Here is a 16437-nt window from a genome sequence, read left to right on the forward strand (position 1 = left end):
GCCGCACCGCTCAGGCAAATCCGTTCTGCCGCCAAGCCTCGAAGACCGTCACCGCCACCGCGTTCGACAGGTTCAGGCTGCGCTGGCCCTCGCGCATCGGCAGGCGCAGGCGCTGCGGCGGCGCAAAGCTTTCGCGCAGTTCGGGCGCCAGGCCGCGCGTCTCCGATCCGAAAATCAGCCAGTCGCCGGGGCGGAAGGCGACGTCGTGGACCGCGCGCGTGCCCCGCGTCGTGAGCGCGAACAGGCGATCGGGCGCCGGCCGCTCGGCATCGAGCAGCATCTGCCAGCTCGCGTGGTGCCGGACTTCGGCGTATTCGTGATAGTCGAGCCCGGCGCGCCGCAGCAGCCGGTCGTCCATCGAGAAGCCGAGCGGCTCGACCAGGTGCAGGGTGCAGCCGGTATTGGCGGCGAGCCGGATCACGTTGCCGGTGTTGGGCGGGATTTCGGGCTCGACCAGGACGATGTGGAACATGGGGCGATTGTGCTCAGGTCGACGCAGGGCCGCCCCAAGACGACCTGCGGCCCCCTCGGGGGGCAGCGAGGACACGCAGTGCCGAGCGTGGGGGCCTATCCTGCGGGGGGATCCGTTCGTGCCAATACGACGGCGGTGATGTGCGCGGCGCCCGCCGTTCGCAGCACCTCCGAGGCCGCGAACAGCGACGCGCCGCTCGTCATCACGTCGTCCACCCGCACGATGCGCCGCCCCTGCACGGCCACTGCGCGCAGCGGTTCGAGCGCGAAAGCGCCGCGCAGGTTGCGCAGCCGCTTCGCCCGCGTCAGGCCGCTTTGCGCGGTCGTCTCCCGGGTGCGCAGCAGCCAGGTCGCGTCGACCTTGCGCGGCGCCAGCCGGCGTGCCAGCTCGTGCGCCTGGTTGAATCCGCGCTCGCGCAGCCGTGCCGGCGCCAGCGGAATCGGGAGCACCAGGTCGGCCTGCTCGATCGCCGGCTCGACCCAGGGTGCGCTGCGCAGCAGCGTCGAGAACGGTGCGGCCCAGCCTGCGTCGCCGCGGAACTTGAACTGCGCGATGCATTCCGGCCACGGCCAGTGATAGGCGCAAGCCGTCAGGCAGGCGTCGAGCGGCGGCGGGTGCAAGACGCAGTCGCCGCACTGCGCAACGCCGGCCGGCATCGCAGCGCACAGGTGGCGCAGCGCAAAACGGGTGGAGCGAAGCGCGTCACGCAGCCGTCGCACACCGGCCGCGAGGGCCAGGCGCGGCACACGGCGCACTGGCTCGGCAGGCGCTCGAGCAATGCGGAGAAAGGACGTTCGATCCGCGGCTTGAACATGGCTCAATATACTGAGCGCCCCATGGACACCGACCCTGCACAGCGCCCGCCGACCATCGACGCCACGGCGGCCGCACGCTGGAGCCGGCTCGCGCCGGCCTCGGGTTCGCCGTGGCTGCACGAAGAAATCGGCCGCCGCATGGAAGACCGGCTGCAATGGATCAAGGCAAGGCCGCGCAGCTGGGCCGACTGGGCGCCGCTGCACGGCGGCCTGGAGGTGCACTCGCAGGTCGTGCGCCGCTATCGCGATGCCAAGTCCTTCGTGATCGAGCCGGAAGCGGCGCTCGTACCGGCCACCGGCCAGGCGCTGGCGGCACCCTGGTGGAGCGCGCGGCGCTGGCAGGGCGCGCGGGCGAGCTTCGATCCGCCGCCCGAAGAGGGCGTCGACCTGCTGTGGGCCAACATGGCGCTGCACATGGCGGCCGATCCGCAGGCCCTGATCGCGCGCTGGCACCGCCTGGTGGCGACCGACGGCTTCCTGATGTTCTCCTGCTTCGGGCCCGACACCCTGCGCGAATTGCGCGTGCTGCACGAGCGCTTCGGCTGGCCCCCGCCCAGCCACGAGTTCACCGACATGCACGACTGGGGCGACATGCTCGTGGGCGCCGGCTTCGCCGAGCCCGTGATGGACATGGAGCGCATCATGCTCACCTGGCCCACCGCCGAGGCGGCGCTCGCCGAGCTGCGCACGCTCGGGCGCAACCTTCATCCGGCGCGTTTCCCCGGGCTGCGCGGCAAGGCCTGGCATCGGACGCTGTGCCGGGCGCTGCCCGATTTCGCGCTCTCCGCGGAAGGCGCCGGCCGGATCGCGCTGACTTTCGAGATCATCTACGGCCATGCCTTCAAACCCGCGCCGCGGGTGGCGCTGGCGGCCGAAAGCGCGGTCTCGCTGCGCGAGATGCGCTCCATGCTCCAGCGCGGCCGTCCGGGCGGCTGAGCCGCGCTTGCTCGACCCGCTACAATCCGGCGCTGCGTGAACTCCCGGGTATTGTCCCGTGATCGAGGCCTGTCGGACATGGGTTTGACATCGTTTCGACGCACCGATTTGCTGAACTCGCCCGTGTCGAATTCCGTGTTTCGTTTTGCCACTGTCTCAGGCCAGAGCATCCACTGGTTCCTGAAGCGCAACTGCTCGGTCACGCCGAGCCAGCTCGGCTGGCTTTATGCGTCGCTGTGCGTGGTGTCGCTCGGCATCGGAACCGTCTTCTGGCTGCATGGCGCGCCGCTCGTGCTGCCGTTCGCGTGGCTCGAACTGGCCGCCGTGGGCTTCGCGTTCCTGCTGTATGCGCGGCATGCGACCGACGGCGAAAAGATCGCGCTGCAGGGCGGCCGGCTGGTGGTCGAGCTCGAAAACGGCGGGCACTACGAGCGCACGGAATTCTTGCCGCACCAGGTGCGGGTCGAGCCGGAGGCCAGCGATCGCTCGCTGATCGAGGTTTCGGGTCAGGGTCGTTCGGTCAGGGTGGGGCGCTACGTGCGCCCGGAGTTGCGTGCGGCGCTGGCGCGCGAGATTCGCATGGCATTGCGCGGCGCCTGAGGCTCGGCGCAGTGCGGCACCGTGGGGACCGGTGGGTTAACTGGAAATGAAGAAGTGAACACGATGAAGAGCATTTGGCGCAACAAGCACTGGCCGGCGAATCTGCTGCTGGCGACCGGCGCGGCATTCAGCGGCGCGGCGCACGCGGTCAACGACCTGGCCGGCGGCCCGTCGGTGCGTCAGTTGAATCTGCCGACCGGTGTCACCAAGATCGCCGCGGAGCAGCATTTCCTGCACAACGCGATGATGATCCTGTGCACCGTGATCTTCATCGCCGTGTTCGCGGTCATGTTCTATTCGATCTGGAAGCACCGCAAGTCGGTCGGCCACAAGGCCGCCAACTTCCACGAATCGGTGGTAGTCGAAGTCATCTGGACCATCGTGCCCTTCATCATCGTGATCCTGATGGCGCTGCCGGCCACCAAGGTGCTGGTGGCCCAGAAGGACACCACCAACGCCGACCTCACCATCAAGACCACCGGCTACCAGTGGAAGTGGGGCTACGACTACATCAAGGGCGAAGGCGAAGGCCTGGCGTTCATCTCGACGCTCGACAGCTCGCACCGCGCGCTGTCCGATGCCGGCGCCAAGGGCGACGTGCCGGACGACTACCTGTTCAAGGTCGACTACCCGATGGTCGTGCCGGTCAACACCAAGGTGCGCATCATCACCACCGCCAACGACGTGATCCACGCCTTCGCCGTGCCGCAGCTCGGCCTCAAGCAGGATGCGATTCCGGGCTTCGTTCGCGACACCTGGTTCCGCGCCGAGAAGGTGGGCGACTACTACGGCCAGTGCCAGGAACTCTGCGGCAAGGAACACGCCTACATGCCGATCCACGTCAAGGTGGTCTCGGCTGGCGACTACACCGCCTGGGTGGATGCCAAGCGCAAGGAGGCGGCCGCCAAGCAGGACGACCCGAGCAAAGTCTGGACGCTGCCGGAAATCCTGGCCCGCGGCGAGAAGGTCTATGCGGCCAACTGCGCCGCCTGCCACCAGGCCAACGGCAAGGGCGCCGGCCCGATCAAGCCGCTCGACGGCGCAGCGGTCGTGCTGGATACCGATCACAGCAAGCAGGTCCAGGTGCTGCTCAAAGGCCAGAACAACGGCGCCATGCCCTCCTGGAAGCAGCTGAGCGACACCGACCTCGCGGCCGTGGCGAGCTTCACCAAGAACAGCTGGTCGAACAAGACCGGTCAGATCGTGCAGCCGGCCGAAGTGCTCGCGCAGCGCGGCAAGTAAGCCCCTGCCACCGCGACGCCACGACGAAGAGTTTGCAAGGAATATCAAGATGAGCGCAGTCCTCGACCCCCACGGTCACGCCCACGGCGACCATGCCCACGACGATCACCATGGCGCGCCGGCCGGCTGGCGCCGCTGGGTGTTCGCGACCAACCACAAGGACATCGGTACGCTGTACCTGCTGTTCTCCTTCACCATGCTGATGGTGGGCGGCGTGCTCGCGCTCCTGATCCGCGCCGAGCTGTTCCAGCCCGGCCTGCAAGTGGTCAACCCCGAGCTGTTCAACCAGTTCACCACCATGCACGGCCTGATCATGGTGTTCGGCGCGATCATGCCGGCCTTCGTGGGCTTCGCGAACTGGATGGTGCCGCTGCAGATCGGCGCCTCCGACATGGCCTTCGCGCGGATGAACAACTTCAGCTTCTGGTTGCTGATCCCGGCGGCCATCATGCTGGTGGGTTCCTTCTTCATGCCCGGCGGCGCGCCCGCCGCGGGCTGGACGCTCTACGCGCCGCTCACGCTGCAGATGGGCGCCTCGATGGACGCCGGCATCTTCGCGATGCACATCATGGGTGCCAGCTCGATCATGGGCTCGATCAACATCATCGTGACCATCCTCAATATGCGCGCCCCCGGCATGACGCTGATGAAGATGCCGATGTTCTGCTGGACCTGGCTCATCACCGCCTACCTGCTGATCGCCGTGATGCCCGTGCTCGCCGGCGCCATCACCATGACGCTGACCGACCGCCACTTCGGCACCAGCTTCTTCAATCCCGCCGGCGGCGGCGACCCGGTGATGTACCAGCACATCTTCTGGTTCTTCGGCCACCCCGAGGTCTACATCATGATCTTGCCGGCCTTCGGCATCATCAGCCAGGTCGTGCCGGCCTTCTCGCGCAAGCGCCTGTTCGGCTATGCCTCGATGGTTTACGCCACTTCGTCGATCGCGATCCTGTCGTTCATCGTCTGGGCGCACCACATGTTCACGACCGGCATGCCGCTCACCGGCCAGCTGTTCTTCATGTACGCGACCATGCTGATCGCGGTGCCGACGGCAGTGAAGATCTTCAACTGGATCGCGACGATGTGGCAGGGCTCGATGACCTTCGAGACCCCGATGCTGTTCGCCGTGGGCTTCATCTTCGTGTTCACCATGGGCGGCTTCACGGGCCTGATCCTCGCGGTCGCGCCCATCGACACCCAGCTGCAGGACACCTATTACGTCGTGGCGCACTTCCACTACGTGCTGGTGGCCGGCTCGCTCTTCGGCATGTTCTCCGGCTTCTACTATTGGGTGCCCAAGTGGACCGGCGTCATGTACAACGAGTGGCGCGGCAAGGTCCACTTCTGGTGGTCGCTGATTTCCTTCAACATCACCTTCTTCCCGATGCACTTCCTGGGTCTGGCCGGCATGCCGCGTCGCTATGCCGACTACCCGATGCAGTTCGCCGACTTCAATGCGGTGGCCTCCGTGGGTGCCTTCGCGTTCGGCCTGGCACAGGTCTACTTCTTCCTCTTCATCGTGCTGCCCACCATGCAGGGCAAGGGCGAGAAGGCGTCGCAGAAGCCCTGGGAAGCCGCCGAAGGCCTCGAGTGGGAAGTGCCTTCGCCCGCACCTTTCCACACCTTCGAGAACCCGCCGAAGCTGGATCCCACCGCCACCAAGGTGATCGGCTGAGAGGAATCGCGTCATGACGCCTGAACAAAAGAGGAACAACCGACGCATGGGGCTCACGCTGGCTTCCATCGCGGTGCTGTTCTTCATCGGGTTCATCGTTCGCATGGTCTGGATCGGACACTGAAGATGGGCATCGGCCAGCGCATCCGCCGCGAGAACGTCCGCATGGTCGGCAAGCTGGCCGTCGTGGCGGCCGGCATGTTCGCGTTCGGCTATGCGCTGGTGCCGATGTACCGCGCGATCTGCGAGATGACCGGCGTCAACATCCTGTCGCTGTCCGAACTCGCGGTGCCGGGCGGCGCCAGCGGCGGCAAGAACGTGCGGCTGCCCGACAACACGCAGGTCGACACCAGCCGCACCATCACGGTCGAGTTCGACGCCAACGTGCGCGGCCTCTGGGATTTCAAGCCGGCGCAAAGCTCGATGCAGGTGCATCCGGGTCAACTCAACACGGTGATGTACGAGTTCCAGAACGTGCAGAACCGCCGCATGGCCGCTCAGGCCATCCCGAGCTACGCGCCGCAGCAGGCCGCGCCCTACTTCAACAAGCTCGAGTGCTTCTGCTTCAACCAGTACACGCTCGATGCGGGCGAGAAGAAGCAGTGGCCGGTCGCCTTCGTGATCGACCCGAAGATCTCCAAGGACGTCAAGACGATCACGCTGTCGTACACCTTCTTCGAGGTCGGCGGCAAGACGCCGGCCGCCCCTGTGGCGGCCAATGCGGCGGCATCGGTTGCGGAGCCACGCTCATGACCGCGACCGAAACGCCCCGCAAAGGCTCCCTTTGGCGCACCGTCAAGGCAGTGGCCTGGGGCTTCTTCGGCGTGCGCAAGAACAGCGACTACCAGGAAGACATCACCAAGCTCACGCCGCTGCACATCATTGCCGTCGGCTTTGTCGCGGTGGTGGTGTTCGTCGTCGGGCTGATCCTCCTGGTGAAGTTCGTCGTCGCGCCCTGACAAGAAGATGCCTGCCCCACAGATTTGAATTGAGAGAAGAAAGCCAGGACCTGATATGAGTTCAACCGCCCACGGCACCACGCCCTACTACTTCGTGCCTCCGCCATCGGCCTACCCGGTCCTGGCCGCGACCGGCTTGCTCTTCGTCATCTTCGGTGCCGCCCAGTGGATCAACGGCCATCAGTGGGGCGCATGGTCGCTGGCCGCGGGCATGCTGCTGTGGCTCGGCACGCTGTTCGTCTGGTTCCGCCGGTCGATCAGCGAAAGCGAAGGCGGCCAGTACGGTCACAAGGTCGACCTCTCGTTCCGCTGGAGCATGAGCTGGTTCATCTTCTCCGAAGTGATGTTCTTCGGTGCCTTCTTCACTGCGCTGTGGTGGGCCCGCACGCATGCGCTGCCCTCGCTCGGCAGCCTCGACAACGCCCTGCTGTGGCCCGACTTCAAGGCCGTGTGGCCCACCGTGGCCGCCGGTGCAACGGGTTCGCCGGCCGACATCGTCGAGCCGTTCCAGACGGTCGGCCCCTTCTGGCTGCCGACCATCAACACGGCGCTGCTGCTGAGCTCGGGCGTCACGCTCACGATCGCCCACCACGCGCTGCGTGCGAACCACCGCGCCCAGGCCGTGCGCTTCATGTGGCTCACCGTGGTGCTCGGCGCCACCTTCCTCGGCGTGCAGGGTTACGAGTACCACCACCTGTACACCGACCTGAACCTCAAGCTCAGCTCGGGCGCCTACGGTTCCACCTTCTTCATGCTGACCGGCTTCCACGGCCTGCACGTGTTCATCGGCATGCTGATGCTGCTGTTCATCACCCTGCGGCTGCGCAGCGGCCATTTCACGCCGGAGCGCCACTTCGGTTTCGAAGGCGCCGCCTGGTACTGGCACTTCGTCGACGTGGTGTGGCTCGGCTTGTACTTCCTGGTCTACTGGCTTTGAGCATCCCCGACGGCACAACAAAAAAGCGCCGAAAGGCGCTTTTTTCATGGTGCTTGTGGAACGAGCACAACCTACTTGCCGAGCGGCAATCCCCCCGGCTGGATGTAGCCGAGCTTCCAGGCCGCCAGCAGGCAGAGGAACAAAACCACCGAGAGGCCGATCCGAACGGTGAGCGCGCGCACCATGCCGCCGCTCTTGGCGCGCCCCTCGCGGCCGTCCCGCAGCATGAAGAACAGCGCGAATCCGAGGCTCGCCAGGATGCCGACGAAGGCGAGGGCGACAAGGTATTTCATGCCCCCCATTATCGGCGGCCCGACCCGTCCCCTGACTTGAACGATGACTTTCGGCCCCCTGCGCACAACTCGCGCAGAGGGCGTTTCTGGCTGCTGACGGTGGCTGCCGTGCTCACCCTCGCCGCGACCGTTTCGCTGGGTCGCTGGCAGCTCTCTCGCGCCGCGCAAAAAGAGGCGTTGCAGGCGGAAATCGATGCGCAGAAGAATCTTCCGCCGATCGATCAGCAGGCCTTCCTCGCGCTCGACAAGGCCACGTCGGCCTTGCACCGGCCGGTGCGCCTGCGCGGGCTCTGGCTGGCGCCGCACACGGTCTACCTGGACAACCGCCAGATGCATGGCGTGCCCGGCTTCTACGTGCTCACGCCCTTTGCCGTCGAGGGCAGCGAGCAGACCGTGCTGGTGCAGCGCGGCTGGGTGCAGCGCAATTTCAATGACCGGGCGCAACTCGCGCCGGTCGACACGCCAGCCGGCCTGGTCGAGGTGACCGGCAGGATCGAGCCACCCCCCTCGCACCTGCTTGAACTGGGCAAGGCCGCACCGGGGGCGCCGGCGCAGCCCGGCGCGGGGTCTTCGCCCATCCGGCAGAATCTCGATCTTGAAGCGTTCCGCGCCGAAACCGGTTTGCCCCTGCGGACCGATGTCTCGCTGCAGCAGGCCGGGCCGGCTTCCGAGGGCTTGCAGCGCGACTGGCCGGCTCCCGCGCTGGGTGTCGAAAAGCACTACGGCTATGCGTTCCAGTGGTTCGGGCTCGCGACCCTCGTGGTATTCCTCTATGTCTGGTTTCAATTCATCGCCCCCTACCGCCGCGCGCGCCGTCTCCGCCGCAGCTGACGAGCCGCTCGGCCTGACCGTGCACTCGATGCCGTCGCCGCGCCAGGCCCTGGACGGCGCGGAAGGGCGTCGGACCGTGATCGGCCGCTGGAAGATGATCCTGGTCATGCTGTGCTGCGCGGCGCCGGTGATCGCTTCGTACTTCACCTACTACGTGATCCGGCCCGAGGGCCGGCGCGTCTACGGCGAGCTCGTCGATCCGCAGCGCAGCCTGCCCGACCTGGTCGCGACCACGCGCGATGGCGCCCCCGTCCGCTTGTCGACGCTCAAGGGGCAGTGGCTGCTGGTCGCGGTGGGGGATGCGGGCTGCGATGCGCTGTGCGAGCAGCAGCTCTATCTGCAGCGCCAGTTGCGGGAAAGCCTGGGCCGCGAAAAGGATCGGCTCGACCGCGTCTGGCTCGTGAGCGACGCCGCGCCCGTTCCCGAGCGCCTGAACAACGGCTTGCATGGCGCGACGGTGCTGCGCGTGCCGGCGACGCAATTGGCGCAGTGGCTGGCGCCAGCCTCCGGCCACGCGCTGGCGGAGCACCTGTATGTGGTCGATCCCATCGGCAATTGGATGATGCGTTTTCCCGCCCGCATGGATGCGGCCGGCGCCAGCCGGGCCAAGCGCGATCTCGATCGACTCCTGCGCGCCTCCGCGTCGTGGGACGAGCCGGGCCGCTAGCCGATCGTCATGGAAACGAGCTCGCTCTACGACCTCACGCCGATCGCCTGGCTCATGGGCGTCGGGGTGCTGCTCGCCCTCGGTCCGCTCGCCTGGGTCTGGCGGCGCAACACCGGTGCCGGCCCGGCCCGGCGGCTCTACGCCTTGACCGTGCTCACGCTCTTCCTGACCTTCGATCTCACGCTGTTCGGTGCTTTCACGCGGCTCACCGATTCGGGCCTGGGCTGCCCCGACTGGCCCGGTTGCTACGGCAATGCCAGCCCATTCGGCGCCAGCCACGACATCGCGATGGCCGAGGCCGCGCAGCCGACCGGCCCGGTGACACACAGCAAGGCATGGGTGGAAATGGTCCATCGCTACCTGGCCACCGGCGTCGGCGTGCTGATCCTCGCGCTGGCCGTCGCCACCTGGCGCGCGCGCTGGCGCCAGCGGCACGACGCGCAGCATGCGCGCGAACGGCCGCTCAGTGCCTGGTGGCCGGCCGCGACCCTGGTCTGGGTTTGTCTGCAGGGCGCCTTCGGTGCATTGACCGTGACCTGGAAGCTCTATCCCGCCATCGTCACGCTCCACCTGCTGGGCGCCGTCGTGCTGCTGGCGCTGCTGTGCATCCAAGCCGTGCGCTACCGGCAGGCGGCGGCGGAACGGCTGCCCACGGCCGTGCCGCCGATGCTGCGCAAGCTGTTGATCGCCGTGACCGCGTTGCTCGTGCTGCAGATCGCGCTCGGCGGCTGGGTCAGCACCAACTACGCGGTGCTCGCTTGCACCCAGTTCCCGATCTGCCAGAACAGCTGGTGGCCGCCCATGAACTTCACGCAGGGCTTCCAGATCTGGCGCTCGCTCGGCGAGTCGGCCAACGGCACGCCGATCGACTTCGCAGCGCTGACTGCCATTCACTACGTTCATCGGCTGATGGCCTACCTGGTGTTCGTCGCGCTCGGCGTGCTGGTCTGGCAGCTGCGTCGCTTCGCGCCGCTGCGCGCGCAGGCGAAATGGCTGGCCGGCCTGGCGCTGTTGCAGCTCGCGACCGGCCTCGGCAACGTGCTGCTCGGATGGCCGCTGGTGGCGGCCGTTCTTCATACCGGTGGCGCCGCTGCGCTCGCGGTGGTGCTGACCTGGGCGCTGTGCGAAAGCCGGGCCGAGCGCGCAGCCGTGCCGGCGGGCACTCGCGCCCCCCGCGGCAAGATGGAGGTCGCATGACCACGCCTGCATCGATCCACAGCCCGAGCACCGCCAGCGTCCTGCGCCAGTTCTATGCGCTGACCAAGCCGCGCGTCGTGCAGCTGATCGTGTTCTGCGCACTCATCGGCATGGTGCTCGCAGTGCCCGGCGTGCCCGGCCTGGCCGATTTGCAGCGCGGCGCGCTGGCCTGCATCGGCATCTGGCTGGTGGCCGGCGCGGCGGCGGCCTTCAACTGCCTGGTCGAGAAGGGCATCGATGCGAAGATGAAGCGCACGGCCTGGCGGCCCACCGCGCGCGGCCAGCTGAGCGACCGGCAGGCGCTGGTGTTCTCGGCCGCGCTGTGCGCTGCCGGCTCGGCCGTGCTGTGGTTCGCGGTGAACCCGCTCACGATGTGGCTGACCTTCGCGACCTTCGTCGGCTATGCCGTGGTCTACACCGTGATCCTCAAGCCGCTGACGCCGCAGAACATCGTGATCGGCGGCGCTTCAGGCGCGATGCCGCCGGTGCTGGGTTGGGCTGCGATGACGGGCGAGGTCGGGCCCGAGGCGCTGATCCTCTTCCTCATCATCTTCCTGTGGACGCCGCCGCACTTCTGGGCGCTCGCGCTGTATCGCGTCGAGGACTATCGCAAGGCCGGCCTGCCGATGCTGCCGGTGACGCACGGCAACGAGTTCACGCGGCTGCAGGTGCTGCTCTATACCTTCATCCTCTTCGCCGCCTGCCTGATGCCCTTCATCTACGGCATGAGCGGATGGCTGTACCTGGCGGTCGCCATCGGGGTGAGCATCGGCTTTACCGGCTACGCCTTCGCGCTGTGGCGCAACTACTCCGACGCGCTGGCGCGCAAGACCTTCCGTTTTTCACTGATCCATCTGAGCGTGCTGTTCGCAGCGCTGCTGATCGACCACTACCTGCGATGAACGAACTGATGAACAAGCGGCATGCACTTCGGTTGATGGCCTGGACCGGCCTCGCGGCGGCGGCGGGGTTGAACCTCGCGGCATGCTCGGAGAAAAAGCCCAGCTTCAATGCCGTGGACATCACGGGCGCCGACTACGCCAAGGGCTTCTCGCTGACCGATGCCGACGGCAAGCTGCGAACCCTGGCCGACTTCAAGGGCAAGGTCGTGGTGCTGTTCTTCGGCTATGCGCAATGCCCCGACGTCTGTCCGACGACCATGAGCGAGATGGCACAGGTCAAGCAGCAGCTGGGCGCCGACAGCGACAAGCTGCAGGTGCTGTTCGTCACGGTCGATCCGGAGCGCGACACGCCGGCGGTGATGAAGGCCTACATGGGCGCCTTCGATCCGGCCTTCGTCGCGCTGATTCCCACGCCCGAGCAGCTGCCGGCATTGGCGAAGGACTTCAAGGCCTACTACAAGAAGGTCGAAGGCAAGACGCCGACCAGCTACTCCATGGACCACTCGGCGGCCAGCTTCGTCTACGACACCGAGGGCCGGCTGCGACTCTATGCGCGCTACGGCGCGGGCGTGCCGGCGATGGTGTCGGACGTGAAGGCGCTGCTCAAGTCCTGACCGGACGCTGTCGAAGCAATGAAAAAGCCCGGCGACGGCCGGGCTTGATCGAGATCGAAGAGCACTCAGGCGAAGTCTGCCAGCGCCTTCTTCATCTTCTTCATGGCCGCCACCTCGATCTGGCGAATGCGCTCGGCGCTCACGCCGTACACCGCGGCCAGGTCGTGCAGCGTCATGCCGCCCGAGCCGTCGTCGTTGACCTTGAGCCAGCGCTCTTCCACGATGCGGCGGCTGCGCTCGTCCAGCGCTTGCAGCGCGGTCGAGATGCCGTCGGTCGACAGGCGGTCGCGTTGCCGCGATTCGAGCTGGGCGGTGGGCTCCTGCGTGGCGTCGGCCAGGTAGGCGATGGGGCCGAAACCGTCGTCGCCGTCGTCCGAGGGGCTCGGATCGAGCAGCACGTCGCCGCCGGACAGGCGCGTTTCCATCTCCAGCACTTCTTCGGGCTTCACGTTCAGGCGGGTCGCCATTTGCGAGACTTCGTCCGCGCTCAAGGTGTCGCGGTGCGTGTCGCCGTCGCCGGCGGCCGAGTCGGCCTTGAAGCTCTGCTTCATCGAGCGCAGGTTGAAGAACAGCTTGCGCTGAGCCTTGGTCGTCGCGACCTTGACCATGCGCCAGTTCTTCAGGATGTACTCGTGAATCTCGGCCTTGATCCAGTGCATCGCGTAGCTGACCAGCCGCACGCCCTGATCGGGGTCGAAACGCTTCACGGCCTTCATCAGGCCGACGTTGCCTTCCTGGATCAGGTCGCCGTGCGGCAGCCCATAGCCCAGGTACTGGCGGGAGATCGAAACCACGAGGCGCAGGTGCGAGAGGATCAACGCGCCCGCAGCTTCGAGATCGTTGTGGTCGCGCAAATGGCGCGCGAAACCCTGCTCTTCCTCGAGCGTGAGCAAGGGCAAGCGGTTGGCTGCCGAAATGTAAGCGTCCAGGTTACCCAGCGGAGGCACCATCGACCACGGATTGGCGACGGCAAGCTGGTTGGCAGACGCTCCGGACAGTGTTGTCATTGGGGGAACTCCTTCGTTGGCGGGCATATTAGCACTCGGTTTGAGGGAGTGCTAAGCCTAGGGTTCCCACCCATTTCCAATGGGGTTGATAGGCACAGCCTATTCCAACGCCGTCCTCATTTGGATGAGACGGTGTCTGATCCGGGTGACCGGGAAAGGTTTCCCGTCTACCAGCGCAGGCCGAGCCGCAAGAAGAGGCGCGACAGCACGAACAAGGGGCCGACCCAGAGGTACTGGATGTCCTCGAAGAAGGACGGCTTCTTGCCTTCGATCTTGTGGCCGATGAACTGGAAGATCCACGCCACGACGAAGATGACGGCGGAAACCGGCAACACAAGGTCTCCCATCGCATGCACCACGGCCAGCAGCAGCACCGTGCCGATCAGCATCGTGGCCAGGAAGGCCGGCGAGCGCAGCGTCGCGTAGTAGACCAGGCTGGCCGCGACGAAGGCGTAGGCCACCCAGGGGTGCAGCGCGAACAGCAGGCCGACGATGCTGAACATGATCGCGGGAATGGCGACCATGTGGATCGCCTCGTTGGTCGGGTTCTGGTGGCTTTCGCCGTAGTGGGCAAGCAGGCGGTCGACCTTGCGGTCGGTGCCGGTCAAGGGCGTGTCGGCGATGTGCATGGCAGTCTCCTGGCGGGCTCTGCGGCCCCGAAAGATGATGCCAGAAGCAGGGCCGCGGACGCTAGCCCATCAGGGCCTGGGCAAATTCGCGCGCCTTGAAGGTCTCCAGGTCCTCCAGCTTCTCGCCGACGCCGATGAAATAGACCGGAATCGGCCGCTCCCGGGCGATGGCGCACAGCACGCCGCCCTTGGCCGTGCCGTCCAGCTTGGTGATGACGAGGCCCGTCAGGCCCAGCGTCTCGTCGAAAGCCTTGACCTGGGCCAGCGCGTTCTGCCCGGTGTTGCCGTCGATCACCAGCAGCACCTCGTGCGGCGCGCTCGCGTCGGCCCGGTTGACGACGCGCTTGATCTTCTTCAGCTCGTCCATCAGGTGCAGCTGCGTCGGCAGCCGGCCGGCGGTGTCGACCAGCACCACATCCTTGCCGCGCGCCTTGCCGGCATTGACCGCATCGAAGCTCACGGCCGCCGGGTCGCCGCCTTCCTGGCTCACGATCTCGACCGTGTTGCGGTCGGCCCAGACCAGCAGCTGCTCGCGCGCCGCCGCCCGAAAGGTGTCGGCCGCGGCCAGCAGCACGGAAGCGCCCTCGTTGGCCAGGTGCTTGGTGAGCTTGCCGATCGAGGTGGTCTTGCCGGCGCCGTTGACGCCGGCCACCATGATCACGGTCGGCGTGTGCTCGCCGATCACCAGCGATTTTTCCAGCGGGCGCAGCAGGTCCGCGATGGCGTCGGCCAGGAGCAGCTTGACCTGCGAGGCCTCGGTCGCCATGCTGCTCTTGACGCGGCGGCGCAGATCCTCGAGCAGGTGCTCGGTGGCCTTGACGCCGGTGTCGGCCATCAGCAGCGCGGCTTCGAGCTCCTCGTAGAGCGCGTCGTCGATCTGCGCATTGACGAAGGCCGCGGTGATGCTGTTGCCGGTCTTGCGCAGGCCAGTCTTGAGCTTGCCGAGCCAGCCGCTGCGCTGCTCGGCCTCGGCTGGGGGCGTTTCGATGGGCGGTGGTGCGGGCGCGGCAGCGGGGGCTGGCGGCGGCTCGTCGGCAGACGGCTTGCCGCAAAACCAGCTCGAGGGCGAAAAGACCGACTTGGCGGGCGGCGGCGGCTCGACAGGCGGTGGGGCCGGCGAAGCCGCAGGTGCCAGGGCAGGGCTCTCGGCCGGCGGTTTTTTCTTGAAGAAACTGAACATTGGGGGGTTTTTACAATCCGAGCCATTCTATGAAACACCCCTCGCCACGCCGCGCTGCGTCTGGTGCGGTGCTGGCCTCGGTGCTGTTCGCACTGCCGATCCTGCCTGCACTTGCGCAGCAAACCCTGCCGGCCGCCTCCGTCCCTGCCCAAGCCCGACAGTTCACCCTCGCCAACGGCATGACCCTGATCGTCAAGCCCGACCGGCGCGCGCCGACCGCGGTGCAGATGCTCTGGGTGCGTGTCGGCTCGATCGACGAGGTCGACGGCACCTCGGGCGTGGCGCACGTGCTCGAACACATGATGTTCAAGGGCACCAAAGAACTGAAGGCCGGCGAGTTCTCGCGCCGCGTCGCCGCGCTCGGCGGGCGCGAGAACGCCTTCACCACGCGCGACTACACCGGCTACTACCAGCAGATCCCGGCCGACAAGCTGGAGCAGGTGATGAAGCTGGAGTCCGACCGCTTCGCGAACAGCCAGTGGCCGGACGACGAGTTCAAGCGCGAGATCGAGGTCGTCAAGGAAGAGCGCCGCTTGCGCACCGACGACCAGCCGCGCGCCCTGCTCGGCGAGCAGCAGAACGCCGCCGTCTTCATCGCCTCGCCCTACCACCGGCCCATCGTCGGCTGGATGAGCGATCTCGATGCAATGACGCCGGCCGATGCGCGCGCCTTCTTCCAGCGCTGGTACGTGCCGGCCAACGCGGCCGTGGTGGTGGCGGGCGATGTCGACGTCGAGAAAGTGCGCGCCATGGCCGAGAAGTACTACGGCCGCATTCCGAGCCGCGCGGTGCCCGAGCGCAAGCCCCGCATCGAACCCGCGCAACGCGGTATCCGCCGCATCGAGTTCAAGGCGCCGGCCGAGCAGGCCTACGTCTCGCTCGCCTTCCGGGTGCCGCAGATACCGGCCACCGACCAGTTCGACGGTGCGAGCGATTCCTATGCGCTGGTGGTGCTGTCCGCGGTGCTCGACGGCTACCCCGGTGCGCGGCTCGACCGCGCGCTGACGCAGGGTCCGGACCGCGTGGCCGATTCGGCCGGCGCGTACGCGGGCTTCGTCGGCCGCGGCCCGCAACTTTTCGTGCTCGACGGCGTGCCGGCCGCGGGCAAGAGCGCTGAAGCGGTCGAGGCCGCGCTGCGCGCGCAGGTGGCGCTGATCGCGCGCGAGGGCATCGGCGCGGCCGAGCTGGCGCGCGTCAAGACCCAGTGGGTAGCGAGCGAAACCTACAAGCTCGATTCGGTGATGTCGCAGGCGCGCGAACTCGGCAGCAACTGGATTCAGGGCCTGCCGCTCGACGCCAGCGCACGCATCATCGCGCGGCTGCAGGCCGTCACTGCCGAGCAGGTGCAGGCGGTGGCTGCCAAGTACTTCGGCGACGAACAGCTGACCGCCGCCGCATTGCGGCCGCTGCCGCCCGAGACGAATCGCCGCCCGCGCGGCTTTGCAGCGCCGGCCGGCGAGCTGCGCTGAAAGGGT

At 67.1% G+C, this 16437-nt stretch carries 19 protein-coding genes and 1 pseudogene; 14 read left to right on the forward strand and 6 right to left on the reverse strand.

The window, feature by feature from the left end; all coding sequences use genetic code 11:
* Window positions 1–10 precede the first annotated feature (10 nt).
* Together ACSQ9I_RS05660 and ACSQ9I_RS05665 are read right to left on the reverse strand one after the other, a co-directional pair.
* The gene (locus ACSQ9I_RS05660; RefSeq protein WP_436312520.1) at window positions 11–472 is read right to left on the reverse strand and encodes a tRNA (cytidine(34)-2'-O)-methyltransferase; all 462 of its coding nucleotides are present in this window, start codon (window positions 470–472) and stop codon (window positions 11–13) included.
* A 95-nt stretch (window positions 473–567) separates the two neighbouring features.
* Window positions 568–1286 (reverse strand): annotated as a pseudogene (locus tag ACSQ9I_RS05665) (ComF family protein).
* Window positions 1287–1308: 22 nt separating this feature from the next.
* On the opposite strand from ACSQ9I_RS05665, the gene ACSQ9I_RS05670 reads away from it, so the two are divergent.
* The 8 genes from ACSQ9I_RS05670 (at window position 1309) to ACSQ9I_RS05705 (ending at window position 7642) form a co-directional block, all read left to right on the forward strand.
* On the forward strand, window positions 1309–2223 hold the full coding sequence (locus ACSQ9I_RS05670; RefSeq protein ID WP_436312521.1) for a biotin synthase: 915 nt from the start codon (window positions 1309–1311) through the stop codon (window positions 2221–2223).
* Window positions 2224–2346: 123 nt separating this feature from the next.
* Complete coding sequence (locus tag ACSQ9I_RS05675) at window positions 2347–2823, forward strand: DUF2244 domain-containing protein (protein ID WP_214698851.1); 477 nt, start codon at window positions 2347–2349, stop codon at window positions 2821–2823.
* 63 nt (window positions 2824–2886) lie between these two features.
* Window positions 2887–4065 carry a cytochrome c oxidase subunit II gene (gene coxB, locus ACSQ9I_RS05680; RefSeq protein WP_436312522.1) on the forward strand — a complete coding sequence of 393 codons (1179 nt, stop codon included), beginning with the start codon at window positions 2887–2889 and terminating at the stop codon, window positions 4063–4065.
* A 49-nt stretch (window positions 4066–4114) separates the two neighbouring features.
* Window positions 4115–5746 carry a cytochrome c oxidase subunit I gene (ctaD, locus tag ACSQ9I_RS05685; protein WP_093109061.1) on the forward strand — a complete coding sequence of 544 codons (1632 nt, stop codon included), beginning with the start codon at window positions 4115–4117 and terminating at the stop codon, window positions 5744–5746.
* Between the two features lie 13 nt (window positions 5747–5759).
* Entirely contained in the window at window positions 5760–5870 is a 111-nt protein-coding gene (locus ACSQ9I_RS05690) for a cytochrome oxidase small assembly protein (RefSeq protein ID WP_212733682.1), read from the forward strand.
* 2 nt (window positions 5871–5872) lie between these two features.
* The gene (locus tag ACSQ9I_RS05695) at window positions 5873–6499 is read left to right on the forward strand and encodes a cytochrome c oxidase assembly protein (protein WP_436312523.1); all 627 of its coding nucleotides are present in this window, start codon (window positions 5873–5875) and stop codon (window positions 6497–6499) included.
* Window positions 6496–6705, forward strand: coding sequence for a DUF2970 domain-containing protein (locus tag ACSQ9I_RS05700; protein WP_093109059.1), 210 nt, complete (start codon window positions 6496–6498; stop codon window positions 6703–6705). The genes ACSQ9I_RS05695 and ACSQ9I_RS05700 overlap by 4 nt, the downstream gene beginning before the upstream one ends.
* A 55-nt stretch (window positions 6706–6760) precedes the next feature.
* Entirely contained in the window at window positions 6761–7642 is an 882-nt protein-coding gene (locus ACSQ9I_RS05705) for a cytochrome c oxidase subunit 3 (protein ID WP_093109058.1), read from the forward strand.
* Window positions 7643–7713: 71 nt separating this feature from the next.
* On the opposite strand, the gene ACSQ9I_RS05710 is transcribed toward ACSQ9I_RS05705, so the two are convergent.
* Complete coding sequence (locus tag ACSQ9I_RS05710; protein ID WP_436312524.1) at window positions 7714–7935, reverse strand: twin transmembrane helix small protein; 222 nt, start codon at window positions 7933–7935, stop codon at window positions 7714–7716.
* Window positions 7936–8043: 108 nt separating this feature from the next.
* Between ACSQ9I_RS05710 and ACSQ9I_RS05715 the strand changes: the two genes are divergently transcribed.
* From ACSQ9I_RS05715 to ACSQ9I_RS05735, 5 genes are read left to right on the forward strand one after another with little or no spacing between them, the layout of a single operon-like run.
* Window positions 8044–8766: an SURF1 family protein gene (locus ACSQ9I_RS05715; protein WP_436293927.1), complete on the forward strand. Its 723-nt coding sequence runs from the start codon at window positions 8044–8046 to the stop codon at window positions 8764–8766.
* The gene (locus ACSQ9I_RS05720) at window positions 8708–9433 is read left to right on the forward strand and encodes an SCO family protein (RefSeq protein WP_436312525.1); all 726 of its coding nucleotides are present in this window, start codon (window positions 8708–8710) and stop codon (window positions 9431–9433) included. The genes ACSQ9I_RS05715 and ACSQ9I_RS05720 overlap by 59 nt, the downstream gene beginning before the upstream one ends.
* Before the next feature lie 9 nt (window positions 9434–9442).
* A complete protein-coding gene (locus ACSQ9I_RS05725) occupies window positions 9443–10630 on the forward strand; it encodes a COX15/CtaA family protein (protein ID WP_436312526.1) in 1188 nt (395 codons plus the stop codon).
* Window positions 10627–11532 (forward strand): heme o synthase, encoded by a 906-nt coding sequence (gene cyoE / locus ACSQ9I_RS05730; protein ID WP_436302976.1) that lies wholly within the window; start codon window positions 10627–10629, stop codon window positions 11530–11532. The genes ACSQ9I_RS05725 and cyoE overlap by 4 nt, the downstream gene beginning before the upstream one ends.
* Before the next feature lie 8 nt (window positions 11533–11540).
* Window positions 11541–12146: an SCO family protein gene (locus ACSQ9I_RS05735; RefSeq protein WP_436306261.1), complete on the forward strand. Its 606-nt coding sequence runs from the start codon at window positions 11541–11543 to the stop codon at window positions 12144–12146.
* A 65-nt stretch (window positions 12147–12211) separates the two neighbouring features.
* On the opposite strand, the gene rpoH is transcribed toward ACSQ9I_RS05735, so the two are convergent.
* The 3 genes from rpoH to ftsY form a co-directional block, all read right to left on the reverse strand.
* Window positions 12212–13153, reverse strand: a complete 942-nt coding sequence (rpoH, locus tag ACSQ9I_RS05740) for an RNA polymerase sigma factor RpoH (protein ID WP_436312527.1) — start codon at window positions 13151–13153, stop codon at window positions 12212–12214.
* Between the two features lie 167 nt (window positions 13154–13320).
* Window positions 13321–13782 (reverse strand): DUF962 domain-containing protein, encoded by a 462-nt coding sequence (locus ACSQ9I_RS05745; RefSeq protein WP_093109052.1) that lies wholly within the window; start codon window positions 13780–13782, stop codon window positions 13321–13323.
* Window positions 13783–13843: 61 nt separating this feature from the next.
* The gene (gene ftsY / locus ACSQ9I_RS05750; protein WP_436312528.1) at window positions 13844–14962 is read right to left on the reverse strand and encodes a signal recognition particle-docking protein FtsY; all 1119 of its coding nucleotides are present in this window, start codon (window positions 14960–14962) and stop codon (window positions 13844–13846) included.
* Window positions 14963–14991: 29 nt separating this feature from the next.
* Here ftsY and ACSQ9I_RS05755 point away from each other — a divergent pair, with 29 nt between their 5' ends.
* Window positions 14992–16431 carry a M16 family metallopeptidase gene (locus ACSQ9I_RS05755; protein ID WP_093109050.1) on the forward strand — a complete coding sequence of 480 codons (1440 nt, stop codon included), beginning with the start codon at window positions 14992–14994 and terminating at the stop codon, window positions 16429–16431.
* The last annotated feature ends 6 nt before the right edge of the window (window positions 16432–16437 follow it).

It is taken from the genome of Variovorax sp. LjRoot84 (assembly GCF_964254305.1).
In the GTDB taxonomy this organism is placed as follows: Bacteria; Pseudomonadota; Gammaproteobacteria; order Burkholderiales; family Burkholderiaceae_C; genus Variovorax.

Excerpts from the sequence above, each read along its gene's own strand:
- ACSQ9I_RS05710 (WP_436312524.1), bottom strand. The coding sequence starts at position 7,935 with ATGAAATACCTTGTCGCCCTCGCCTTCGTCGGCATCCTGGCGAGCCTC.
- ACSQ9I_RS05720 (WP_436312525.1), top strand. The coding sequence starts at position 8,708 with ATGTCTGGTTTCAATTCATCGCCCCCTACCGCCGCGCGCGCCGTCTCC.
- ftsY (WP_436312528.1), bottom strand. The coding sequence starts at position 14,962 with ATGTTCAGTTTCTTCAAGAAAAAACCGCCGGCCGAGAGCCCTGCCCTG.
- ctaD (WP_093109061.1), top strand. The coding sequence starts at position 4,115 with ATGAGCGCAGTCCTCGACCCCCACGGTCACGCCCACGGCGACCATGCC.
- cyoE (WP_436302976.1), top strand. The coding sequence starts at position 10,627 with ATGACCACGCCTGCATCGATCCACAGCCCGAGCACCGCCAGCGTCCTG.
- rpoH (WP_436312527.1), bottom strand. The coding sequence starts at position 13,153 with ATGACAACACTGTCCGGAGCGTCTGCCAACCAGCTTGCCGTCGCCAAT.
- ACSQ9I_RS05755 (WP_093109050.1), top strand. The coding sequence starts at position 14,992 with ATGAAACACCCCTCGCCACGCCGCGCTGCGTCTGGTGCGGTGCTGGCC.
- coxB (WP_436312522.1), top strand. The coding sequence starts at position 2,887 with ATGAAGAGCATTTGGCGCAACAAGCACTGGCCGGCGAATCTGCTGCTG.
- ACSQ9I_RS05695 (WP_436312523.1), top strand. The coding sequence starts at position 5,873 with ATGGGCATCGGCCAGCGCATCCGCCGCGAGAACGTCCGCATGGTCGGC.
- ACSQ9I_RS05735 (WP_436306261.1), top strand. The coding sequence starts at position 11,541 with ATGAACAAGCGGCATGCACTTCGGTTGATGGCCTGGACCGGCCTCGCG.
- ACSQ9I_RS05705 (WP_093109058.1), top strand. The coding sequence starts at position 6,761 with ATGAGTTCAACCGCCCACGGCACCACGCCCTACTACTTCGTGCCTCCG.
- ACSQ9I_RS05725 (WP_436312526.1), top strand. The coding sequence starts at position 9,443 with ATGGAAACGAGCTCGCTCTACGACCTCACGCCGATCGCCTGGCTCATG.
- ACSQ9I_RS05700 (WP_093109059.1), top strand. The coding sequence starts at position 6,496 with ATGACCGCGACCGAAACGCCCCGCAAAGGCTCCCTTTGGCGCACCGTC.
- ACSQ9I_RS05670 (WP_436312521.1), top strand. The coding sequence starts at position 1,309 with ATGGACACCGACCCTGCACAGCGCCCGCCGACCATCGACGCCACGGCG.
- ACSQ9I_RS05745 (WP_093109052.1), bottom strand. The coding sequence starts at position 13,782 with ATGCACATCGCCGACACGCCCTTGACCGGCACCGACCGCAAGGTCGAC.
- ACSQ9I_RS05660 (WP_436312520.1), bottom strand. The coding sequence starts at position 472 with ATGTTCCACATCGTCCTGGTCGAGCCCGAAATCCCGCCCAACACCGGC.
- ACSQ9I_RS05690 (WP_212733682.1), top strand. The coding sequence starts at position 5,760 with ATGACGCCTGAACAAAAGAGGAACAACCGACGCATGGGGCTCACGCTG.